Origin of the sequence: Chromohalobacter sp. HP20-39 (genome assembly GCF_033052815.1) — a bacterium.
In the GTDB taxonomy this organism is placed as follows: domain Bacteria; phylum Pseudomonadota; class Gammaproteobacteria; order Pseudomonadales; family Halomonadaceae; genus Chromohalobacter.
The window spans coordinates 1-316 of the sequence record NZ_JAWHTP010000412.1 but is presented as its reverse complement, the minus strand read 5'-3'; the positions used below and the strand labels follow the sequence as shown (position 1 = coordinate 316).

At 62.7% G+C, this 316-nt stretch carries 1 protein-coding gene; it reads left to right on the top strand.

Annotation, left to right across the window (positions count from 1 at the left end; all coding sequences use genetic code 11):
- Positions 1 to 97 precede the first annotated feature (97 nt).
- The coding region (locus RVY79_RS18595; RefSeq protein ID WP_317466026.1) for a hypothetical protein at positions 98 to 316 on the top strand (219 nt) is incomplete at its 3' end.

Below are 316 nucleotides of genomic sequence, written 5' to 3'. Positions count from 1 at the left end.
CGGTTTGTTTTTGAGCATTCGCTTCGCGTTGGAACGCAACTTGCTGCACAGGGTCCCTTGGAGTTGTCACGCTGGGTGACAGCGAAGGAGGACCACCTTGAACGACCCCATCGATTTCGTGCGCACCTGGGTGGTGGCGCACGCAGAATTCCTGCTGACCTGGCTGATCGTCGCGCTGATCATCATGACCTTGGCGTGGATCGAAATCCGACGTGCCACCCGCCGTGCCGCCATCGCTATGACCGAGGCCGTGGCAACCACCGTAGCGGCTTGCGTGCCCGAGATTGCCGCCGCGGCGCAGAGCGCACATCCGCCC